General features: G+C 51.4%; 13 protein-coding genes and 4 pseudogenes. 11 read left to right on the top strand and 6 right to left on the bottom strand.

Features of this window, described 5'->3' with window-relative positions; genetic code table 11:
* From AC2VE5_RS20130 to AC2VE5_RS20105, 6 genes and pseudogenes are all read left to right on the top strand, one after another.
* A pseudogene (locus AC2VE5_RS20130) lies at window positions 1-117 on the top strand (IS630 family transposase); the annotation flags it as partial.
* 334 nt (window positions 118-451) lie between these two features.
* Window positions 452-1,173, top strand: a protein-coding gene (locus AC2VE5_RS20125; RefSeq protein WP_486889470.1) for an IS1 family transposase whose coding sequence is annotated in 2 segments (ribosomal slippage) — window positions 452-743 and window positions 743-1,173 — 723 coding nt in all. Because the reading frame shifts where the segments join, the coding sequence is not laid out codon by codon here.
* A 354-nt stretch (window positions 1,174-1,527) separates the two neighbouring features.
* The gene (locus AC2VE5_RS20120; RefSeq protein ID WP_486889469.1) at window positions 1,528-2,430 is read left to right on the top strand and encodes an AraC family transcriptional regulator; all 903 of its coding nucleotides are present in this window, start codon (window positions 1,528-1,530) and stop codon (window positions 2,428-2,430) included.
* A 229-nt stretch (window positions 2,431-2,659) separates the two neighbouring features.
* Window positions 2,660-3,061: a RidA family protein gene (locus AC2VE5_RS20115; RefSeq protein WP_486889467.1), complete on the top strand. Its 402-nt coding sequence runs from the start codon at window positions 2,660-2,662 to the stop codon at window positions 3,059-3,061.
* Between the two features lie 149 nt (window positions 3,062-3,210).
* Complete coding sequence (locus AC2VE5_RS20110) at window positions 3,211-3,648, top strand: nuclear transport factor 2 family protein (protein WP_486889466.1); 438 nt, start codon at window positions 3,211-3,213, stop codon at window positions 3,646-3,648.
* Between the two features lie 11 nt (window positions 3,649-3,659).
* A complete protein-coding gene (locus AC2VE5_RS20105; protein WP_486889465.1) occupies window positions 3,660-4,541 on the top strand; it encodes an NmrA family NAD(P)-binding protein in 882 nt (293 codons plus the stop codon).
* A gap of 522 nt (window positions 4,542-5,063) precedes the next feature.
* Here AC2VE5_RS20105 and AC2VE5_RS20100 read toward each other — a convergent pair.
* Complete coding sequence (locus tag AC2VE5_RS20100) at window positions 5,064-5,279, bottom strand: hypothetical protein (RefSeq protein ID WP_486889464.1); 216 nt, start codon at window positions 5,277-5,279, stop codon at window positions 5,064-5,066.
* A 191-nt stretch (window positions 5,280-5,470) separates the two neighbouring features.
* Between AC2VE5_RS20100 and AC2VE5_RS20095 the strand changes: the two genes are divergently transcribed.
* The 3 genes and pseudogenes from AC2VE5_RS20095 to AC2VE5_RS20085 all read left to right on the top strand — a co-directional run.
* On the top strand, window positions 5,471-6,901 hold the full coding sequence (locus AC2VE5_RS20095) for a hypothetical protein (protein ID WP_486889463.1): 1,431 nt from the start codon (window positions 5,471-5,473) through the stop codon (window positions 6,899-6,901).
* A gap of 120 nt (window positions 6,902-7,021) precedes the next feature.
* Window positions 7,022-10,072, top strand: a complete 3,051-nt coding sequence (locus tag AC2VE5_RS20090) for a hypothetical protein (protein ID WP_486889462.1) — start codon at window positions 7,022-7,024, stop codon at window positions 10,070-10,072.
* A 295-nt stretch (window positions 10,073-10,367) separates the two neighbouring features.
* Window positions 10,368-10,985 (top strand): annotated as a pseudogene (locus AC2VE5_RS20085) (phosphoenolpyruvate carboxylase); the annotation flags it as partial.
* A gap of 43 nt (window positions 10,986-11,028) precedes the next feature.
* Here AC2VE5_RS20085 and AC2VE5_RS20080 read toward each other — a convergent pair.
* The 5 genes and pseudogenes from AC2VE5_RS20080 to AC2VE5_RS20060 all read right to left on the bottom strand — a co-directional run.
* A pseudogene (locus AC2VE5_RS20080) lies at window positions 11,029-11,232 on the bottom strand (integrase core domain-containing protein); the annotation flags it as partial.
* Between the two features lie 16 nt (window positions 11,233-11,248).
* Window positions 11,249-12,328 (bottom strand): IS110 family RNA-guided transposase, encoded by a 1,080-nt coding sequence (locus tag AC2VE5_RS20075; RefSeq protein WP_486889471.1) that lies wholly within the window; start codon window positions 12,326-12,328, stop codon window positions 11,249-11,251.
* A 262-nt stretch (window positions 12,329-12,590) separates the two neighbouring features.
* Window positions 12,591-12,968, bottom strand: a pseudogene (locus AC2VE5_RS20070) (DDE-type integrase/transposase/recombinase); the annotation flags it as partial.
* A gap of 30 nt (window positions 12,969-12,998) precedes the next feature.
* Window positions 12,999-13,406: an IS3 family transposase gene (locus AC2VE5_RS20065; protein ID WP_486889461.1), complete on the bottom strand. Its 408-nt coding sequence runs from the start codon at window positions 13,404-13,406 to the stop codon at window positions 12,999-13,001.
* Window positions 13,304-13,606: a transposase gene (locus AC2VE5_RS20060; protein ID WP_486889460.1), complete on the bottom strand. Its 303-nt coding sequence runs from the start codon at window positions 13,604-13,606 to the stop codon at window positions 13,304-13,306. Before AC2VE5_RS20060 ends, AC2VE5_RS20065 begins: the two co-directional genes overlap by 103 nt.
* A gap of 203 nt (window positions 13,607-13,809) precedes the next feature.
* On the opposite strand from AC2VE5_RS20060, the gene AC2VE5_RS20055 reads away from it, so the two are divergent.
* Entirely contained in the window at window positions 13,810-14,004 is a 195-nt protein-coding gene (locus AC2VE5_RS20055; protein WP_486889459.1) for a hypothetical protein, read from the top strand.
* A gap of 119 nt (window positions 14,005-14,123) precedes the next feature.
* Window positions 14,124-14,699: a GNAT family N-acetyltransferase gene (locus AC2VE5_RS20050; protein WP_486889458.1), complete on the top strand. Its 576-nt coding sequence runs from the start codon at window positions 14,124-14,126 to the stop codon at window positions 14,697-14,699.
* Window positions 14,700-14,931: the final 232 nt, after the last annotated feature.

Raw genomic sequence — 14,931 nt, 5'->3', positions numbered from 1 at the left:
TACCACCTGTGTGATTCCTTTTTTCTTGTCAAACTCCTGTTTGAACTTGTAACTCACGGTCGAACCTTTAACTTCCCAAAGTTATTTGAGTATGCTGTCTTTCCACAACCCACCTAGGATTGCTATAGTAGTAAGGCATGTAGTACTAAATGGGTAAGGACAACTGGAATCTCTTTGCAGTCTGAAGTTTATCGATTGACTATCCTATAGAATAATTCAAGTATTTGCCCAGGACAGAAACTACAGTGCCGATAATCTCGTTGAGGGCTTGGTTGTGTAGTTGCAAATGTACGGAAAAAGCCAGAATACTTCTGGTCTGCAAGGTTAGTTGTATGGTCTGAAAGTCTTATATGTAAAACATTGTGCCTATCATTACCTCTTTAGGACTACCAAAGCTGCGGTAGTGCCAAATATGTAAGGATAAGTGTAAAGAGTACGTAGAAAGAGTTGTATGAGTGAGGAGAAGTTAAATTGTCCAAAATGCGGGTCAGAAAAAATAGTAAAAAATGGCTTCATCCACAACGGCAATCAGAATCATAAATGCCGGGACTGCAATAGACAATTTGTGCTAAACCCCCGCAATCGTCCAGTTACAGAAGAGAGTAAACAGCTAATTGATAGGTTGCTGCTAGAACGGTTGTCGATTGCTGCCATCTGTAGAGTTAGCGGCATCTCTCAAACCTGGATTCAAAGCTACGCTGAGAGAAAATACCGCACCGTAGCTCAACAAGTTGCAGTTAGCTCAAAAAAAAAGGACACTTGACAATTCAATGCGATGAAATGTGGTCATTCGTGGGTAAGAAAAGCTTGAAGCAATGGATTTGGTTAGCAATGGATGTAGACACTAAAGAAATTGTGGGATTGTATGTCGGCAGTCGTTCACGCAAGGCAGCAAAACGTTTATGGCTTTCGTTACCTGCGGTTTACAGACAATGTGCTGTTGCCTATACTGACTTTTGGCAAGCATACGGGCAAACTTTGCCTAGTACGAGGCATAAAGCGGTTGGAAAAGAAACAGGTAAAACTAATTATATTGAGCGTTTCAACTGTACTATGCGTCAACGTATTGCTCGATTGGTCAGAAAGACGCTTTCGTTTTCCAAGAAATTAGAGAATCATATTGGTGCTATTTGGCTTTTTATCCACCATTACAATACATCCTTACATGTTTAGCACTACCAAAGCTGCTAACCCTCTTCTGCCAGACTCCGAAAACTTTGGTCATTCCTGAATCCTAAAAGCTTTCTAGAGAGCGCAATAGCTCGATTTTTTAATAATAATTAGCCCTCTGAAGAAATGGCTACAACTCTCCCACAGCAAGACTTCATCTGGAAAGTGACACAAGAGGGTTAGGACGATATTCGGCTTTAAGGACAGTTTACTTATAGCCAGCTTGAGTGCAATCATCAGACTATCAATCAGTTGCTGCTACCACTCAAGCTGCTTCCTGAAAAGCAGCTTGAGTGGTAGCAGCAGCGATCGGTGATAAGAGCGCCATTAGATATCTCCAATGAGTCAGGTAAGCCCATGACAAGCAACTTAGCGAGCGCGATCGAACTCCAACAACGTTTAAATAAATCCCTAGTATCCTCCAGCCAGTCACTCGACTGGAGCGGAGTCTTAGTTCAACAATATCAATATCCAAGTTCTTCCACCGTCTGTGAGATGGAGATTCCTGCTTTATCGGATCATTGGCTCAACTTACCTCTAGGAAATCCTGCTCAATTGACTCAGAAGCGCGACGATCGCGCTTCTGAGTCCATCGTTCAAAAGGGTCACAGTATTTTTATTCCGGCTGGGCAACCCAGCTACTGGCGGAGTGAGGCAAGTGATACTGATGAGACAATGCTACATATTCACTTGAATCCAGAACTGGTGAGGCAAGTTGCCCAAACTTCTGAGCTTAATCAAATCGATCTTGTAAACTGTTTCTCTCAGCATGATTTGCGCCTCCATCAGATTGCGATGCTGCTTTTGTCTGAACTCAAGTCGGATGGCATCATGGGTCAGCTTTATGTGGAATCATTAACCCAAATACTCGTCATTCATCTGCTACGACACTATTCCACCTCTACACAGAATATTGCACCTAATCACGGCGGTTTAACTGCCACTCAGTTACGACAAGCGATCGATTATGTTCAGGCTCATCTCGATCGAAACTTATCGCTGGCTCAACTTGCAGCAGCGATTAACATTAGTCCGACCTACTTTTCCAAGTTGTTCAAACGCGCTACCGGAATTTCTCCGCATCAGTATGTGATTCAACAGCGGGTCGAACGAGCGAAAGTCCTGCTGAAGACTACAGATTTAGCGATCGCAAATATCGCTTTACAAGTTGGCTTTTCTAGTCAGAGCCATCTGACACAGCACTTTAAGCATCTCACGGGTGTCACGCCAAAACAGGTTTCTAAAATCACAAGAATCTGATAAATCATAGTCAGATTCTGATATAAGTTGCAGGTTAAAACTTTCTACACTTTAGATGGAAGGGGAGAATCAGAAAATCAAGCCGCTGCTGTTGTTTATGCCATGACTCAACCCTTCATGCAGAATATTTTGAGGTGAAGTGCTGAAAATTCAACAACACAAACTGGAGTAGTAACATGAGCAAGAAACTGATCAACCCCAAAGAACTATTTGATGGTAGAGAAATACAATGAAAGAGCCTGAGTTTTTTGTCACCCCTGGTTATGGGGAACGCATGCTGAATGGATTGCATTACTCGCAAGCGGTAAAAATTGGCAATCGAGTGGAGACATCAGGTCAAGGCGGCTGGGATGACGATCTACAAATTCCCGAATCCCTCGCGGACGAGATTGGTCAGGCGTTTCGGAACGTAGAGCGAACCTTAGCGACTGCCGGTGCTGGTTGGGAGCATGTTGTCCACGTCAATTCTTACCATGTTGGAGGGTTTCCCCCGGAGGTTAACGATGTGATGGTCAGGCTATATCGCCATTACATGCCCAACCACGCCCCAATTTGGACACAGGTTGGAGTCGCGGCTCTTGGACTTCCAACGATGCGTATTGAAATCCGCGTTACTGCAATTGTTCCGTGAGTTTTACATAAGCAGCCGCACTGGCGACAGTGCTGCTCTACACCGAGCGGAGCAAGTATTCTATCTGCTATGTACAGAAATATCTCGGTGTTGGGTTCTGCGATGCTCCACCCAACTATATATTTTCGCTTAACTAAATAACACCAGATATGGAACAGAATCCGATTACTCAGGTTTTTGCGGCTCATCTAGCACTGATAAGCACAGATGTTGAGGCTTGGTCTGACTTGTTAGCTGAAGATGCAGTCGTAGAATTTCCCTATGCTGCCGCTCTAGGTGCGCCTAGCCGATTTGTAGGCAAACCTGCGATCTACAACCACATGAAGAACGCAGTCGCACAATTACAAAACTGGGTCTTCACAGATATTCGTGAATATCAAACACCGATCCCAACTGTGCTATTGGCTGAATTTCATGGAGAAGCGGTGTTTGTAGCGACGGGTAAAACTTATCAGCAAGACTATGTAGTGCGGCTAGAAACAACCAATGGCAAGATTATTCACTACCGCGAATACTGGAATCCGGCTCCGATCCTCGAACTAATGGGTAGCAGCGCAACTGCTTTCTCATCGAATCCAAATTCATAGAGAGGAAAAAGATGAAAATTGTAATTGCCTCTGCATCCGGCAACATTGGCCGCCGTACTGCCGAAAAAGTCATTCAGTCCGGAGCCGAAACGGTGCTTTTAGCGCGACATCCAGAGCAGTTGGCGGATCTAGTCGATCGGGGTGCGATCGTTCACAAGATCGGCAGTGACGATCCTCAAGGATTGATAGATGTAGCGCAGCAGGCAGATGCTTTATTTTGGTTGACACCACCGAAGCTGGATGTGCCTAACATGAGAGATTGGTATCTTCACACAGCACAGGTGGGCGCGAACGCTGTACGCACAAATGGCATTGCGCGAGTCGTGAACATTTCCAGCATTGGTGCGGGTTCAAAACCAAATCTGGGCTCAGTCTCATTCAGTGGCGATGTTGAATCGATCTTCAATGAAACTGCTGCCAATGTCGTGCATCTGCGTCCTGGCTATTTTATGGAGAATTTCCTGGCGCAAATCGAGACGATCCAAAGCGATCACATTGTTCGGTTTTCTTATCCGAGTGACCATGATATTCCCTGGATTAGCACTGATGATATCGGAGATGTGGCAGCACACTATCTCCTGGATCGGCGTTGGGCAGGTCAGTGGACTCGTAATTTGATGGGGACCGAAAATCTTACATTGCTTGAAACAGCTGCTATTTTGTCGCAAGTGCTGAACTCTTCGATCAAATATGCTCAAGTCAGTATTGAATCGCTCCAGCAGCAGGTTGCAGCAATGGGCGCGACTGCTGAGGTTCAGCGCGAAATGGGTAATTTATTCCGTGCGCTTGGCGATCTAGATGGAGTTTATGCCACAGCACGAACCCCGGAAGCAACAACACCGACGACCTTTGAGCAGTTTGTTAAGAACAAAATCCTTCTGAATTTCCATTAAGAAAAACGGTGTTCCGCTCAGGCTAAACTGTGACCGATGCTGGCTCTATCGTCGATAAGTAAGTCGGGTGGATCTCAACTTACCTTGTGCGAAATCTGCGATCGAAGAAGTACGATCTCCTAAAGCTGCCTAACAGCGACGCAAGCAGCTAACGTTCCTTAAAGAAAAACAAGGCAGTCTGCCGATCTGTTAACCCCTCGACATACTGCATAATTGTTGCTAATGCTAGACGGAATGGAGACACTGTTGGTTGCCCTTTCTGGGGAAATAAGTTGGCTTGCGTCCCGCTCCGCGAGAAAAGCTCGCACATGAATCCGCTAGTGTCAGGTAGATGTTGCCTTTGGGAAAGATAACTTTAGCAACTCTAGCTGGAGGTTATCTAGAAAGATGTGTCACTCGCCTCATTGAAATTTCGTTCGCTCTCGAAAACTATATGGGAGCAAGTCGGGTTTTTATTGTGTAGGGATGAACGGCTGGTCTTTACTTTCCTCAGCACTCCTCCAATTTACCATTGAAGGAGTGCTAAAAATCCTCGGCAACATGAGTATAAGGCGGTTCCCAGTCGGGGTTGTCGTACACGCATTCCCAGTCGGAACACTCTTGTTGGGCTTCCTCCCTTTGCATTTTCAAGCCCGCGATCGCCGCCACATCATCGGGATGAACTACCCCCTCTACAATTAGGTCGCTCGCGGTGTCGAAATCGTGAGGGGAAGCAAAATTGCGTTTTAGATTACTCATGATCAAATACCTTTGATTCACCACCCATATTAACAAAAATCCTCCTCTCAAAAAAGAGCAGGATTTTTTTATCGCTTTAGTGATAGTTAAAGTTTGCACCTGCGAATTAGCAACTAGAAAGTGACAGCGAACTAGATTGAGAAGTACATACCGCACCTTTTTAGCAACTGCCAACAAACAAAACGCGCACTATGGCGATCGCACTGGAACACTTCTGCACCAAAACGGGGCTACCAATCGTAGTTGATGGGCAGCCAGTTACCGAGACAATAGAACACTGTTTGGCAGAATATTTCGCTCCCAACGCTATATTTAAACTGGGAACGGTTTATCCTAGCTTGACGACGGACACAGACCTCAAGCAGTTTGAAAATCAAGGGTTGACTCTCCAGTTTGCCGCCGACGATCGCTTTTACTTTATGGACGAGCAGTTGCGGCAAAAAATGTTCGATGCTCCCCACTTTGGCGCAGCCTACGGGTCAAATATGTTCACGCCCTGCAAAAGTTTCTCCCAGCGAGAAAACTTGCGCGTTCTGGTGGTGGATGCCAGCACTGGGGATAATGGCGGAGTAATGCCTAACGACGAAGCTGTAAAGCTAGTAGGTGACGGCGATGGCAAAATAGATGTAAGGCTGCACGAATCCCTGGGTAACTCCGCCGCAACCCCCTTTCAAACCCGTTTCGGCATCAAAGAACGACGTGATGGAGTTAACGCGGACGACACTAAACCTAAAGTAGAAACATGGCAGATAGGAAAGGGTACGTTTGCTCCCCGCGACTTGAGCTTGGTGGGAAATGGTTATGACTTAGTTATTTCCACCGACCAACTAAAAGGTCGCAAGAACGAGGAAAACGAGCTTGGCATCTTGGGGTCGGACGGCAAACCGATTAGAGTTGGCAACGAAATTCAACCCGGCGAGTATTTAATGACAATGGGTATCGGTAACAAAACCGATGCTTATTACGGCATCACTTCTACAGGCGCTCAATTTTGGAATTCATTTCCCCTAGGCGTAGAATGCGACGTTTTGCCGCGATTAGAGCAGCGACTAGAAGAACTTAAGGACATGGCGAACGATCCTAGGAAGATCGCCCAAGACTACATCGACTCAATGGATGCCAGGTATAAATACCAGATCCAAACCCAAGCCGAAGATTATATTGATTTTGAAAATCTCAATTTGGGAGCTATTGACAATCTAATCGACAACGCTCTGGGTTCAACTGACCAAGACATAATGTATCGCATCCTCAAGGCAGATTTGGAGGGGCATTGTCAGGTATTGGAGTTACCCAAAGTTATCGATAAACTCCAAGAACACTGGCGCGAACAGTACATGGACTGCGCTACAGGCAGGTTTATTAAGTTTGACTCGGCAATGGCGCAAACAATCCACCAATTAGCTGAAAACGAAGTCTGCTATCCCAACTTTCCCGATGGAGCAGAAGTTATTGTTTATCGCGGTCCTACAGCTAATTCCAACACCATTGATGTTTATCTAAACCGCCACCTCAGCAATGAACCGCACGACATCGGCACAATTAAAATGTCTCCCTTGGGGCTAAAACATTCTTTATCAGACTGTGATGGCGATCGCATGGCAATTGCCCTCGCTCCTTAATTTCCCCACACAAGTGCGGAAATTAAGGAGCGTCAGCAAGAGGAAAATCGCTACACGGAAATTATTAAATTAACTAAGAAAGCTTATGAGGGTTCTTTTGAGCAAATAGCCCTAGATGCGATGGAAAACAAAGTTGGCTTAATTGCTAACTTGTGCATGAAAAGTATTGCCCTGGAAAACGAATGTACGTCCATCCCGAAAGAAGAAGCATGGTCTTTGATGAGGGATATTTCCATCGGAGCGGTAGGAATGCTCTCCGCAGAAAGCAACTCCAGAAACCCAGTCAACTATCCACCAGAAATTAGAAAACAAATCGTAGAACTATCAAAACTTTGTCAGGAGGAACTAGATAAACAAACTGACATTAAACAATACAACAGCCTTACAGATTACAACATCGGCAGAGACGACAGAAATTTACCATTGCTGTCAGAAAAAGATGTCGATTTTTACTTAGAAAAGTCTCGTAAATTTTATCACGATGTAGTTGGCATACTGGGAGGACAGCTACAAATTGAAGTCGATCGGGGAAAAAGTGCCAACCGCTCCGACTCGGAAACTGTTAATGCTTGCAATGCCATCATCAAAAACCTCGACGTTGCTCCTTGGGTAGAAGAAAGGAAAATAAACGAAGTGTATGCCACCAGAGCCATGAATACAAAGGGTCATGGGGCTATCGATCAGATGCTCAAACCTACAAACGTTGCTTTTGCCGAAAGTGCGCTCGTTGCTCGTTCGACCCAACAGTTTCAAGATGTATTCAAGGGAGTGGAGTTCACACCCACCCAAAAAAACAAGGCGGCGGAACTCAAAAAAACCTACGATACATTGATGAATCGGGCGATAGAAATTAGCAGAGAAGTGGAAGAAGCTCCAGGTCTTAGGCTAATTGCCACCAGTGCTAGAGGTAATGCCATTGAGATTATTGGACTAGGCGAATTTAAACACCCCAACGCTTTTAATACCAGCAGAAAACTCGACATGATGATTGTCGAAAATAACAACCCCAAAACCAAAGCTCAAAATAAATGGATAGCGATCGCCCCAGTTTTCGACAAACATGGCTTGCCTGAACTTAAAGATAATGGCTTACCCGTCCGGAAGAAATTGGGATATGTCACAAAAGAGAGCGCCACTAAATATTCCCAAAAAATGAAGCAATACGAAGAATTTAAGGGACTGACCCCAGCAGTATTGCCCGGACTCACATCTTGCCAAGTTCGAGCCGCTTTCTCTCAAGTAAAAGAGTTTGCACAATTGACAAAAGAAAGCATCCCCGACTCCCAAAAAGAAGTTATGGCATCAGCTATGTGGAAAGTTTCAACAGCTAATGCTGAAAGTCGAGAAGGTGGTTTTAAGAAGACATCGGCGGTATTCGCCATGTTTGGGGAGCAATTGATAGGACGGTTACACGAGCTACAGTTTACGGACTTTGCCGTAGTAGGCACTCACAAACCCAGCAACGAGCATCTAGGGCGAAAATGGATTGGAGAAAAGGTGTCTTGCAGCATCGAGCAAGCGCCAGACCCTGCTGACCCCACGCAAAACAAGCGTTGGCTAGTAGTTGAAGGTAAGAAATTAGGAGTATTTCGCAGCGAGTCAGCCCAACGGCCTATTGGAACTTGCTTTGAAGCGGAGATATCCTCGCCGCCCAGTGCTTCGGTGATTATTACTAGCAGCCAAGGCAATCAATTGAAGGTAGGGCAGATTAAAAAGTACGCTTTTAGCGATCGGGAGTGGCAATCTGAAAAAGGAGTAGTTACTTTTAACGTCACTGGTGATAGTAAGGCTCTTACACCCATTGCCCTAATTAATGGCAAACCATTGGGGGTAATTGATAAAGAATCCTTCGCTAACCTTAGCGAGAAATTGAGCGCCAAGGGTATAAAAGTCCAAGATTTTCAATTTAACGCCACCTTGGAGTCAGCGCCAGCAACGATCGCCAACATCAAAATAGACCCCGAAACTGTAAGATATCCCGAAGTCTGGACGAAGGAAGAATCAACCGTTATAAATAAGCTCCACTGCTTGACGGATGACCTTACACCATTGCTGAAAAAACAATACACAGAGAAGGCGGAGGGGCTGTTGCATGATAGTGAAGCTGGGTTGAAAGCTTACCTTATCCCCGGCGAAGAATTTGAAAAATTTATGCAGGAGAAAAACCAAAAGGCAGAATCTATCAAAGCCTTATCTGATGAAATTGAAAAGAAATTTGGGACGCAAAGCTTTATTGGAATTGCTCAAAAAGACGATGCTGAAGAACTTTATTTCGGCATTCTTATTCCTACTGAGCGGTCAAAGGAAAAAATAGCCAACCGCCTTGAAAATACTTTTAACTTTCCCCTAGAGTACGAACAAATGCAGGGCGGACAGAGGACAAAACTGATAGCCATACCATTAGACGATATGCAGGAGCTTATCTCTAATGCTCTTTCTAAACAGCAACACAGAGAAGCTGCTACACCGCTACAAGTAGCTATAGCACCTCCTGATGGGATGCGACAACCTTTGGAAACAGTGCTGCTGCAAACGGTTGACGGTGACAGCATTTCTTACAAGTTAAAAGTAGATTCCACCAAAATTGATGCTACTGCTTCCTGGCTGCAAAAGAACGGAGCCGAATTTAATCTGATGCAACCGGATTCCCCTAGCGATCGCGCTACCTTCACTATTGCATCAATTCACGATGCGGCACTTAACAAACTAATTGAGAAATACCCTCCACAAAATGCTGCAAGCGAACAACAGTCTAGTTTAGAAAGTAATGCGAAGTCTTCCAGCGCTGCACTTGACACTATTACAGCCCACTCTGAACCACTCCAACAACCGTCAACGCGATCGCACCGAGAAGATTGGGAGAAAACGATGCTCAAACAGGCTCTTGCCAGCTTGAAGGCAAATCCTGCCAATGCTGCGGAGGAAATTCAAACCAGTACCTTCAACGACGGTAAGTATAGAGTAATTCATCACGTTGAGAGCGAAACTTTACGGATTGTAGATGAAACATCGCACCGGGGGACGCTGTACAAAGCCCACAAAGGCAAAGCCGCCCAAACTTGCGAATTTACCGATGCTGAGAAAGAGAATTTCTTACAAGTGCAGCCTTCTCAACGAGACTCAACGCAGCACAAAGAGCAGCAAAAACCTAAAGGATGTGAAAGGGAATAGGCCCGGTCCGGACGGCACTTGCCGTCGTGTTGCTGGCCGCGCTGGCCCTGGTCGTCGTCGTCGCCCTGGCCCTGCAATGACGGGTCTCTGGGCTTCACATGCTTCACATGCTGCACGAGGCGGGGCGGGTGCCACGATACTGGGTAGGATCCCACCAGGAATCCCTCGTATCCGGCGCAGAGCATGCCCAATTTCCGCGCCATGAAAGCAGGCTGCTGTGACAGTTCCGCTCGACAATTCTCCCGCCCATTCCCCGGCACCTGCGGCCGACCAGCGCTCCGAGCCCGCGGATCCGATGAACTCAGAGCTCCGGGCCGATGTGCGTCGGGTCAGTACGCTCCTCGGGGAGTCCCTCGTCCGCCAGCACGGGCAGGGCCTCCTCGACCTCGTGGAGCGCGTCCGCGTGCTGACGAAGCAGTCGAAGGAGTCCGGCAGCGGCGCGGACGCCGAGGAGCGGGCGGCCCTCGCGGAACAGGTGCGTGAGCTCCTCGCCGGCCTGCCCATCGACCAGGCCACCCGGCTGGTGCGCGCGTTCGCCGCTTACTTCCACCTTGCCAACGCAGCCGAGCAGGTGCACCGCGTGCGCGGTCTGCAGGCGCGCCCGGAGCAGGATGGCTGGCTCGCGCGGACCGTGTCACGCATCGCCGCGGACGCGGGTCCCGATGCGCTCGCCGCGGTGGTGCGAGAACTCGACGTCCGGCCGGTGTTCACCGCCCACCCCACCGAGGCATCCCGCCGTTCCGTGCTCGACAAGCTGCGCCTGCTCTCCGACATCCTCGCCGACGCGACGGCGGAGGGGTCCCGGCAACGACGGCGGCAGGACCGCCGGCTGGCGGAGGTGATCGACCTGATCTGGCAGACCGACGAGCTGCGACAGGTCCGCCCGACGCCGATCGACGAGGCGCGCAATGCTGGGTTGCTGCGGTGATTTCGGACAGCGGAATTAGTGGATTCTTCTACGCTGCCAAGGCTGGCTGTTGGTAACTGTAGTGGACGTCGTTGGGATACCGATAATCGAGTGCAGAGTGCCGGCGCCGGCTATTGTAGAACCCTTCGATATACGTGATCACATCCCTTCTAGCCTGGGCCTTGGTGGCGTAAACCGTCCGGTACACGCGTTCATTTTTCAAGGCGGAGAAGAACGATTCGGCCATCGCGTTGATGCTCCTATGGTTGTCAAGTTGGGATTTCGCCGGTTTTTGGGTTGGCTGTGATGAGGTGGTAGACCTCTCGGATGACGTAGCGCTTGAGGCAGCGGATGATGTCACGCTTTGATTTGCCTTCTGCTGTGCGGCGGGTTACGTAGGCAATTGTGGGCTCGTGGAAGCGCATTCGGCCAATCACAACGCGGTAAATTGCCGCGTTGAGTTGTCGGTGGCCGCCGTGGTTGATGCGGTGTTTGCCGGAGGTCATGCCTGAGCCGGTGGGGATTGGGCTGATGCCAGCCAGTTTCGCGAAGGCTGCTTCGGACCGGATGCGTTCGGGGTTGTCGCCGGCGACGATGAGGATCTCCGCGGCGGTGTCAGCGCCGATGCCGAAGGGTTCGATCAGCTGGGGTGCGGTCTGGGTGACGAGGTCCTCGATCATCGTGGCGAGTTCTTTGGCTTCGGTGTCGAGGTGTTGCCAACGTCGTGCCAGGGCGCGAAGGGTGTGGCGGATACTGTCTTCTGGTGTTTTAAGCTCTCGCGGACGGAGGGCAGCGAAGTGGCGTGCGAGCATCATCTGGGTCTTCCGGGCGGTCTCTTTGCGCATCGACTCGGGTGCATGCACGAGCATCGCCTTGAGCGTCACCATCGCCGTTGACCGGTCCTTTACGGCGGTGTCGTGGGCGACTTTCAGTTGCCGGGTCATCTCCACGGTGCCCTCGGCGGTTTTCGGTTCCGCGGTGGCAAATCCGGCGAGGACGGCGCGCGCTGCGTTCTCTGCGTCAAGAGTGTCGGATTTGCCGGCGAGGCGGCGCATCCGCCGGTCGGGGCGGTTGACCTCGATGACGCGATGGCCGTTGCGGCGGACGAAGGAGGTGAGTCCGGCTCCGTAGGAGCCGGTGCCTTCAATGCCGAACGCGATGATCTGCCCGAACGATGCGGCCCAGTCGAGCAACTGGCGGAATCCGCCGCTGTCGGTCGCGATCGTCAAGGTAGCGAGGATCCCACCGATAGAGTCCATCACCGCCGCGACGTGGACGTGTTTGTGCGTGTCGACGCCGACAACGACGTGTCCGGAACGAGTGAGCGGGATAGGGGGCGCTGCTGCCATGGCCATCAGTTTCTCCTGCCGGTTAGTGTGGATTTGACGCTGACGCCGGCGGGTGGACAGGACTGTCATGGGGACGCTCTCGAAAGTTGCTCCAGGCTCCTATTAGGTCACGCTCGACCGGCGCAGTATTTTTTTTGCTATGCCTGGCCGCGAGGCTGACAGATCAACGCAAAGGCACCCGAGGGGCCGTTCCCAACATGGGGCAAGCTGCCGCGGCCAGGACTTCCGAATTCAGTCTGAATCCGACATCAATAGCCTGACAGTCCCAGCACACCCCGACCGCTCCCATCGACTGCGTGACGTTGTTGCCGGCACACCATCTCTGGAACTCGTCCGAGGTGTACTGGCTACCCCGGTCGGAGTGGAACACTCTTCCGTCGCCACTGTTGTCGTCGGCGAGGTACCCGTGGTCGCGGGCCATCGTCAGGGCCGCGGTGCACAGGCTCGCACGCATGTGATCAGCCATGGACCAGCCGATCACCATACCGGTGCACAAGTCGATCACCGTGGCCAGGTATAGCCAACCCTCCCCGGTACGCAGGTACGTGATGTCCCCGACCAGACGGGTCCCGGGCACCTCGGAGGTGAAGCTACGCTTCCCGTTCTCGTCGAGCATGTGATTACGGATATGCGCTGTTTTGGCTTGCGGGTCCTGGACAGTGGTTTTCTTTCACGCCCGCGTCCGTACCGCCCGCAGACCCTCCTCGCGCATGATCGCCCCCACGGTGGGAGCTGCGACTCTCACACCCTTCTGGTTCAGCAGCAGGGTCAGCTGGTCCCGGCCAGCACGGCCTTTCTCCTCCTCGAACACCCCGATCACCGCAGCCCGCAGCGCCGCGTGACGTACGCTCCGCGGTGACGGGCCGGCAGGTGTACGCCACCGGTAGAACGAGGCCCTAGAGACCTTCAAGACCCGGCACAACCAGGCAATCGAGTGGTGCGCCTTCTCTGCCTCGATGAACTGGTAGAACTCTTCTACCGTTGCTTCGCTGCAAAGAAGGCGCTGACTTTTCCCAGGAACTCGACCTCTGCCTTCAGCTTCGCGTTCTCCGCCAGCGCCTTCTGGTGCTCCTCCCACGACACCGGGGCCCCAGCATCACCTCGGTCAGCGGGCTGTGGGTTCTCCTTGCGATGCTGCCGCACCCAGTTACCCAGAGTGCTCTCCTTTACCCCGACCTCCACGCAGACCTGCTTCACCGGCCTGCCCGAGCTCAGGACCAGACGAACACAATCATCACGGAACTGGGCATCGTACTTCTTCTTGTCACGAACGGTCATCTGAAACGAAGGCTCCAATCAAGCTGTCTCACAAAACCATACGGCCGCACCTAGAATCCGCGCTGTCCGTGGGCACCGGCAGGACGGTCCGAGAGAGTCGCACCTCGCTGCCGAACAAGCGCCGCTCGCCGTGCTCATGTCGTTCCACATATTGCCAGAGGTAGCGGACCAACCCTGTCCGCTAATGGTGTCAGTATGGCTCCATGGGTGAAAGTGAACTCGACTGGAACCGGACTGTCGCTTTCCGTGAGCCGGTCCCCGAGGTCTTCACCATGATCCCCGGGCGAACCGGTCACGTCATGGACGGTTTATTCGCCGCGCGCAAGGCCGCACGCAGCGCGGCGCGCTCCAGTGCGCTCGACCAACTCGGGGCCCGGCCTGAGGTCTGGCTCGGCTAGGTTAGCGGCATGACCCAGGACATCCCCGCCATCTTCGACGCTCACGACCCGGGGGCGCATAGCCAGTTCCGCAGTTCACGACCGGTTCTCGGCGTCGACAGCCGTGCTGGAGTGATCTCATGACGTGGGAGACCCACCCGGTTACACCTGACCGCTTCGAGGACTTCGCCGACGTCATCAATCGCACCCGCCGTGCCAACCACTGCTGGTGCCTGTCCCACCGGCTGCGGACTCGTGAGATCGAGGGGCTCGGCGGCGGGAGCCGTGAGCAGGCCATGCGGCGCCTGTGCGAGCGCGACCATCCGCCTGGGGTGCTGACTTACCGGGAAGGTGAGCCGGTCGGGTGGTGCAACATCGGTCCTCGCATCGAGATCACGCGTCTGGCCTACTCCCGTCTCATCCGACCCATCGACGACTTGTCGGTGTGGTGCATCGTGTGCGTCGTGGTCCGCTCGGGGCATCGTCGACAGGGTGTGACGACACCACTGCTCGAAGGCGCGGTTGCCTATGCCGCCTCACACGGCGCGCCCGCCGTGGAGGCGTATCCGGTCGACCCCCCAGGTCGGATGGATTTGACCATGGCATTCGTGGGGACCAAGCCGATGTTCGAACGAGCCGGCTTTCGGGTCGTCGGCACCACCGACGCCGTGGCGGGCGGGATGCCACGCCTGGTCATGCGGCGAATTCTCCCCTGAGCAGTTCCACCGCCGTGGACTGCGCACCAAGAGCACGAGACGCATACGCCACCACACGCAGACTGTCGCACACTCGTCAACGGCTGCCGAGTCGGCTTCTCGACTACTACTCGAAAGCCCTCCGATCGCACGTACAGGCATCATCTTGCCCTCGCCGCGCGCCCAGGCTCGTGCCGCTTTGAACGCCTCACGAGGTCCAGCTCAGAACAGAGTCGTGTAGTTAAAGTTGATA

This window comes from Aliterella sp. E5.1, from assembly GCF_057473825.1.
This window is presented reverse-complemented; position numbering and strand designations above follow the sequence as displayed.